Source organism: Bacteroides sp. CAG:633 (genome assembly GCF_000435115.1).
Lineage (GTDB): Bacteria > Bacteroidota > Bacteroidia > Bacteroidales > Bacteroidaceae > Bacteroides > Bacteroides ndongoniae.
Genome location: NZ_FR882962.1, coordinates 2,951 through 9,920, shown reverse-complemented (window position 1 = coordinate 9,920; position 6,970 = coordinate 2,951). Strand labels below are relative to the sequence as shown.

The following is a 6,970-nucleotide window of genomic DNA, read 5'->3' as shown; positions in this document are numbered from 1 at the left end:
CGATAACATCGTGGTTATTGATTTAAATTAATAAGAACAGAGATATGAAAAATGTGTATATGATGCTGCTTGGTGCAGGCTTGCTGACTGCCTGCCAACCAGCGGCGAAGATGGATGTCAGCGGCATGCTGAATGGGATTGAAAGTGATACGTTGCTGGTCAACCACCGGCCGGTAGGCGAGGGGAAGGCGCAGCTCGATACAGTGCCTATGCAGAACGGACAGTTTGCCTTCAATGTGGGCGACAGCGTGCTGAAGCAAGTCTACATCTACGCCAAACCTTCGGGCAACGGCGCTATCAGCATGCAAGCCTTAGGACTGATACTACTGCCCGGTCGCCCCGTCACGGTGAGCGGCACGCTGGAGGATTACCGTTTGGGCGGCGACGCCTTCTACGAGGCTTGCAACGAGCTGAACGACCAGCTGCGCCCCTGCATCCTGAAGCTCGATTCGCTTCGTGAGGTATGTATGCAGATGGAGAAGGACGGGATTCCGTCCGACAGCATCCGCAAGGCTTATGCGCCTTCACGAGAGTTCCTGGACCGTATGCAAGACCTGCGTTGCGACTTTATCCGGAGCCATGCAGATCAGGAGGTGGCCGTCTATGCGCTGTCGCGCGATTTGTCGGTTGAAAAGGTAGGCGAGATGCTCGACGTAGTGGCCGAGCCTGTACGTACGGGGGTAATGGCGCCCTTGTATCGTCAGGTGAAGGAGGGGTACGACAAAGAGATGGAGCGTCGTGCGGCAGCCGAGCGGGTGAAGGAAGGCAATCCGGCTCCCGACTTCACACTGAAAGATCTCAAGGGCAACGACTTTACGCTTTCTTCGCTTCGTGGCAAGTATGTAGTGCTCGACTTCTGGGGCAGTTGGTGTGGCTGGTGCATAAAGGGTGTGCCCGACATGAAGAAGGCCTACGCCAAGCATAAGGCCAAAGTGGAGTTTGTAGGCATTGACTGTCGCGACACGGAAGAAAAATGGCGTAAAGCCGTAGCAGAGCACGATATGCCCTGGCTGCACGTCCGCAACGAGGGAAAGCCCGATGTATCGGTGCTTTATGCCGTCCGTGGCTATCCGACGAAGATTGTTCTTAGCCCCGAAGGCACGATTCTGAAGATTGTGGTAGGCGAGGACCCCGAGTTTTACAGCTATTTGGATGAATTGCTGAAGTCTTAAAAACAATTAGCCCCTGCCGTTGTTATACTATGATTAACGTTATGCTAATCTGTAGTTGATATGAAGAATATATGGAATGACTTGAAGCGGAAAGACCATAAGCGTTATCTGGGTGGTCTGGATGTCTTCAGATACATCGGTCCCGGACTGCTGGTGACGGTAGGATTCATCGACCCGGGCAATTGGGCTTCGAACTTTGCGGCGGGCTCCGAGTTTGGCTATTCGCTGTTGTGGGTGGTTACGCTGTCCACGGTGATGCTCATCATCTTGCAGCACAATGTGGCGCATCTGGGCATCGTGACGGGGCTTTGCCTCTCCGAAGCGGCCACCCGATACACGCCGTCGTGGGTGTCGCGCCCCATTCTGGGCACGGCGGTGCTGGCTTCCATCTCGACCTCGCTGGCCGAGATTCTGGGCGGAGCCATCGCCTTGCAGATGCTGTTCGGCATCCCCATCGTATGGGGGGCGGTGCTGACTACGGCCTTTGTGCTGGTCATGCTGTTCACCAATTCGTACAAGAAGATAGAGCGGTCCATCATCGCATTTGTGTCCGTGATAGGGCTTTCGTTCATTTACGAGCTGTTTCTGGTCAAGATAGACTGGCCGCAGGCCGTGCAGGGGTGGGTGACACCTTCGTTCCCCGACGGAAGCATGATTATCGTGATGAGCGTGCTGGGAGCCGTGGTGATGCCCCACAACTTGTTTCTGCATTCCGAGGTCATTCAGAGCCACGAATACAACAAGCAGGACGATGCTTCTATCCGCAAGGTGCTGAAGTACGAACTGTTCGACACGCTGTTCTCCATGATTGTGGGCTGGGCCATCAACAGTGCGATGATACTGCTGGCGGCATCCACCTTCTATCAGGCAGGTGTGCAGGTCGAGGAACTGCAACAGGCCAAGTCGCTGCTCGAACCGCTGCTGGGCAACAATGCGGCAGTCGTCTTTGCCCTGGCCTTGCTCATGGCCGGCATCTCGTCGACCATCACCAGCGGCATGGCGGCAGGCTCCATATTTGCCGGCATCTTCGGCGAGTCCTACCACATCAAGGACAGCCACTCGCAGATAGGAGTGGTGCTCTCGCTGGGCATTGCTTTGCTGATGATATTTTTCATAGGCGACCCGTTCAAGGGGCTGCTTATATCGCAAATGGTGCTGAGCATTCAGCTGCCTTTCACGGTGTTCTTGCAGGTCGGTCTGACCTCGTCGCGCAAGGTGATGGGGCAGTATGCCAACAGCCGCTGGAACGCGCTGGTGCTGTATGCCATCGCCGCCGCGGTGACTGTGCTGAACCTGATGTTGCTGTGGGAGGTGATAGCCGGATAAGAAATGTATAAAAAAACGAAAGTATAGAGTTATAAGGAGAAAACAATGGAATTGGAAGAACGTATCGGAAAGGCGGTCGAGCTTTTCAAAAGTGGTTTTAACTGCTCGCAGTCGGTAGTGGTAGCTTTTGCTGACATGTATGGCTTCACCGAAGAACAGGCATTGCACATGTCGGCATCGTTTGGCGGCGGCATCGGGCGCATGCGTATGACGTGTGGCGCGGCGTGTGGGCTGTTTATGCTGGCCGGACTGGAGAAGTGTGCCCTCGAAGGCAAGGACCGCGCCAGCAAGGCCGAAAACTACGCACTGGTGCAGCAGCTGGCCGAAGAATTCAAGAAGCGGAACGGAACGCTTGTCTGCGCCGAACTGCTGGGGCAGAAGAAGCCCGAAATCAGCAGCATCCCCGAAGAGCGTACGGCCCAATACTACGCCAAACGCCCCTGTCCGCGCATGGTGGAAACTGCCGCCCGCATCTGGGTGGAACACCTGCAAGGGAAGTAGAAAAAAGGGCGATATCGTGTTTTTTTACCTTCATTTTCCGCTTTTTCTTACATTTTCAAGAAAAAAAAGAATGAAAATATGCTATATAACATAAAAATAGCTATATTTGCAGCAGAAATAAAATCTGAATCTGCCGTATAAAGGGAATTCAGAGTTTATAAAGCATGTCTAACTAAACTAAAATTGAAGAAAATGTTAAAAGAAAAAGCAGGCGAAATTGCTGGAAAGATTTGGAATGCACTGAATGGAACCGAAGGACTGACTGCCAAGCAACTGAAGAAAGCTACAAAGTTGATTGACAAAGATATGTTCCTGGGACTCGGTTGGCTGTTGAGAGAAGACAAAATCTCTGCCGAAGAAGTAGAAGGTGAACTGTTCTTCAAGCTGATCTAAGCAGACGAGATTCATAAAAGTATTAAGAAAATGTGTTGATGCAACGTCTATTTTGTTGTCAACGCATTTTTTTTGCGCCCTTTTTCCGAAAAAACTTACTGTAATACTGTAACTGTAACGCGGTTGCCGTTGTTTTCTTGATTTTGCGCCCCGTTTTACCCCTTTTTTTATTGCCTGAATTTTTTTTTATGATGCGTGCTGATATGTAGAAATGTACATATTTCGTTACATTTTTACCCGTTTGGCGTTACAGTATTACAGTTACAGTTAGATTTTTTTCGAGTATTCATCTTGATTCAAGTCGTTCCGACTTCTTCTGATTTGTATTTATTTTTCATTCATACCTTAAAGTAGAAGAAGTGTTAAAGAATTTAATATTATATATTATATATATATTTATATATATAATATATAATATTACTCTTAACGTCAGTATGGCGGAAATCGAAATTTACCTAACTGTAACTGTAATACTGTAACGCCGGCAGTCGTCTTACGCCAAACGCCGCCTTCCGGTTGCCCATCACAGCCGATGGCAAATAAAAATAAACAATCACGGGGCGAAAACGTATAAAACGCCTCCTACGCCCTGCCTTTCAATGAGTTAGCTTTATTAACACAAAAACCGCGTTTTATTAACAGATTTTCACAGTATATCGATACCCCTTTTATGGTTCTCCGCTTGGTTGTATTTATCTTTGTTCCGGCAAGAGGGAAACAAGGGGGGATGTTGACGATTCGTTTGGATAGGACAGGATGCAGCTCGGAAGAAAAAATATTCAAAACAGGTTTCAATAGTTTGTACGCCTCTTAGCTTTTCACTATCTTTGCGAACCCAAAAAGAGAACTAGTTTAGAAGATGAAGAATATACGTAACTTTTGTATCATAGCCCACATTGACCATGGGAAATCGACTTTGGCAGACCGCCTGCTGGAATTTACCAACACCATCCAAGTAACCGAAGGACAGATGCTGGACGACATGGATCTGGAAAAGGAAAGAGGTATCACCATCAAAAGCCATGCCATTCAGATGGAATATGTGTACAAGGGCGAAAAATACATCCTCAACCTGATTGACACCCCGGGACATGTGGACTTTTCGTACGAAGTGTCGCGTTCGATTGCCGCCTGCGAAGGCGCGCTGCTCATCGTCGACGCATCGCAGGGAGTACAGGCACAGACCATCTCGAACCTCTACATGGCCATCGAGCACGACTTGGAGATCATCCCCGTCATCAACAAGTGCGACATGGCAAGCGCCATGCCCGAGGAAGTGGAAGACGAAATCGTAGAACTGTTGGGCTGCAAGCGCGAGGAGATTATCCGCGCATCGGGCAAGACCGGCATGGGAGTCGAAGAGATTCTGGCCGCCGTCATCGAACGCATCCCCCATCCCGAAGGCGACGAGAACGCCCCGCTACAGGCCTTGATTTTCGACTCCGTATTCAACTCCTTCCGCGGCATCATCGCCTATTTCAAGATTGAGAACGGCGTCATCCGTAAAGGCGACAAAGTGAAATTCTTCAACACGGGCAAGGAATACGACGCCGACGAGGTAGGCGTGCTGAAAATGGATATGGTGCCACGCGACGAGCTGCGCACAGGCGACGTAGGCTATATCATTTCGGGCATCAAGACCTCGCGCGAAGTAAAGGTGGGCGACACCATCACACACATTGCCCGTCCGTGCGACAAAGCCATCGCCGGCTTCGAGGAAGTAAAACCGATGGTCTTTGCCGGTGTCTATCCCATCGAGGCCGAGGACTTTGAAGACCTGCGTTCGTCGCTGGAGAAGCTGCAGCTGAACGATGCTTCGCTGACCTTCCAGCCCGAGTCGTCGCTGGCGCTGGGATTCGGTTTCCGCTGCGGATTCCTGGGCTTGCTCCACATGGAGATTGTGCAGGAACGACTCGACCGCGAGTTCGACATGAACGTCATCACCACCGTGCCCAACGTATCCTATAACGTGTACGACAAGCAGGGACACGTCATGGAGGTGCACAACCCCGGCAGCATGCCCGACATCACCATGATCGACCACATCGAAGAGCCCTACATCCGCGCGTCGGTCATCACGACCACCGACTACATCGGCCCCATCATGACCCTCTGCCTGGGCAAGCGTGGCGAACTGGTGAAGCAGGAATACATCTCGGGCAACCGCGTAGAAATCTACTACGACATGCCGCTGGGCGAAATCGTCATCGACTTCTACGACAAGCTGAAGAGCATCTCCAAGGGATATGCCTCGTTCGACTATCACCCCAACGGCTTCCGTCCGTCCAAGCTGGTGAAGCTCGACATCCTGCTGAACGGCGAACCCGTGGACGCCCTCTCCACACTGACCCACTTCGACAACGCCTACGACCTGGGTCGCCGCATGTGCGAGAAGCTGAAAGAACTGATTCCGCGCCAGCAGTTCGAAATAGCCATTCAGGCAGCCATCGGCGCCAAAATCATAGCCCGCGAAACCATCAAGGCCGTCCGCAAGGATGTGACCGCGAAGTGCTACGGTGGCGACGTGAGCCGTAAGCGCAAGCTGCTCGAAAAGCAGAAGCGGGGTAAGAAACGCATGAAGCAGATCGGAAACGTGGAAGTGCCGCAGAAGGCGTTCCTGGCGGTGCTGAAGCTGGATTAATGCCCCCTTCACCCTGATAACCCCGAGGAGGATGCTCTCTTTCCATAGGACTGTCTTGGTGTCCTCCTCTTTTAATTATATTATAAATGAGAAAAGTTCTATCGTTTTCGGCCTTTCTGATGGCCGGGCTGCTAGTCAGCCAGTACCTCCCCCTGTGGGCGGGAGGAAGTTATGATGCGGTAAAGACCGCGTCGAATGTGTTGCTTTACGTCTGCCTTGGTTTTATCATGATCAATGTGGGGCGCGAGTTCGAAGTCGACAAGTCGCGTTGGCGGACGTATGCTCAGGATTACTTCATTGCCATGGTCACTGCCGCCATGCCTTGGTTTCTGATAGCACTCTATTACATCTTTGTCCTGCTTCCGTCCGACTGCTGGGGCAGTTGGGATGCGTGGAAGGAAAACCTGCTTTTAAGCCGTTTTGCCGCCCCCACTTCGGCAGGCATCCTGTTTACCATGCTGGCGGCCATCGGGCTGAAACAAAGCTGGATGTACAAGAAAATACAGGTACTTGCCATCTTCGACGACCTGGACACCATCCTGCTGATGATTCCGCTACAGATTATGATGATAGGTCTGAAGTGGCAGCTGCTGGCCATTGTCGTGATTGTGATGCTGTTGCTCTCCTTCGGGTGGAAGCAGATGGGCCGCTACGACTGGCGGCAAGACTGGAAAGCCATCCTCTGCTATTCGATACTGGTGTTTGCCGGCACGCTGGGCATCTATGCACTGAGCAAGCACTTCTATGGTGAAGAAGGCAGCATCCACGTCGAAGTGCTGCTTCCGGCTTTCGTACTGGGCATGGTGATGAAACACCGCGAACACGATTCGCCAGCCGAACGCCGTGCGGCTACAGGCATTTCGTTTCTGTTCATGTTTCTGGTAGGAGTGGGGATGCCGCGCTTCCTCGGAGTCGACTTTGCCGAAGCATCGGCAGG

Annotated in this window: 6 protein-coding genes (1 of these 6 only partly in view); all 6 read left to right on the top strand. The window is 51.6% G+C overall.

Annotated elements, in window-relative coordinates; all coding sequences use genetic code 11:
• The first annotated feature begins 44 nt into the window (after positions 1–44).
• A complete protein-coding gene (locus tag QVP67_RS01040) occupies positions 45–1,172 on the top strand; it encodes a TlpA family protein disulfide reductase (protein ID WP_022161702.1) in 1,128 nt (375 codons plus the stop codon).
• A 60-nt stretch (positions 1,173–1,232) separates the two neighbouring features.
• Entirely contained in the window at positions 1,233–2,498 is a 1,266-nt protein-coding gene (locus tag QVP67_RS01035) for an Nramp family divalent metal transporter (protein ID WP_022161701.1), read from the top strand.
• A 45-nt stretch (positions 2,499–2,543) separates the two neighbouring features.
• Entirely contained in the window at positions 2,544–2,999 is a 456-nt protein-coding gene (locus QVP67_RS01030; RefSeq protein ID WP_022161700.1) for a C-GCAxxG-C-C family protein, read from the top strand.
• A 192-nt stretch (positions 3,000–3,191) separates the two neighbouring features.
• Positions 3,192–3,392 carry a winged helix-turn-helix domain-containing protein gene (locus QVP67_RS01025; RefSeq protein ID WP_022161699.1) on the top strand — a complete coding sequence of 67 codons (201 nt, stop codon included), beginning with the start codon at positions 3,192–3,194 and terminating at the stop codon, positions 3,390–3,392.
• A gap of 859 nt (positions 3,393–4,251) precedes the next feature.
• Positions 4,252–6,033 carry a translation elongation factor 4 gene (gene lepA / locus QVP67_RS01020; protein WP_022161698.1) on the top strand — a complete coding sequence of 594 codons (1,782 nt, stop codon included), beginning with the start codon at positions 4,252–4,254 and terminating at the stop codon, positions 6,031–6,033.
• An 86-nt stretch (positions 6,034–6,119) separates the two neighbouring features.
• Positions 6,120–6,970 carry the 5' portion of a transporter CPA2 family gene (locus QVP67_RS01015; RefSeq protein WP_022161697.1) on the top strand. The gene runs 349 nt beyond the window's last position, so the window shows 851 of its 1,200 coding nt (coding positions 1–851); the start codon lies at positions 6,120–6,122; the stop codon falls past the right edge of the window.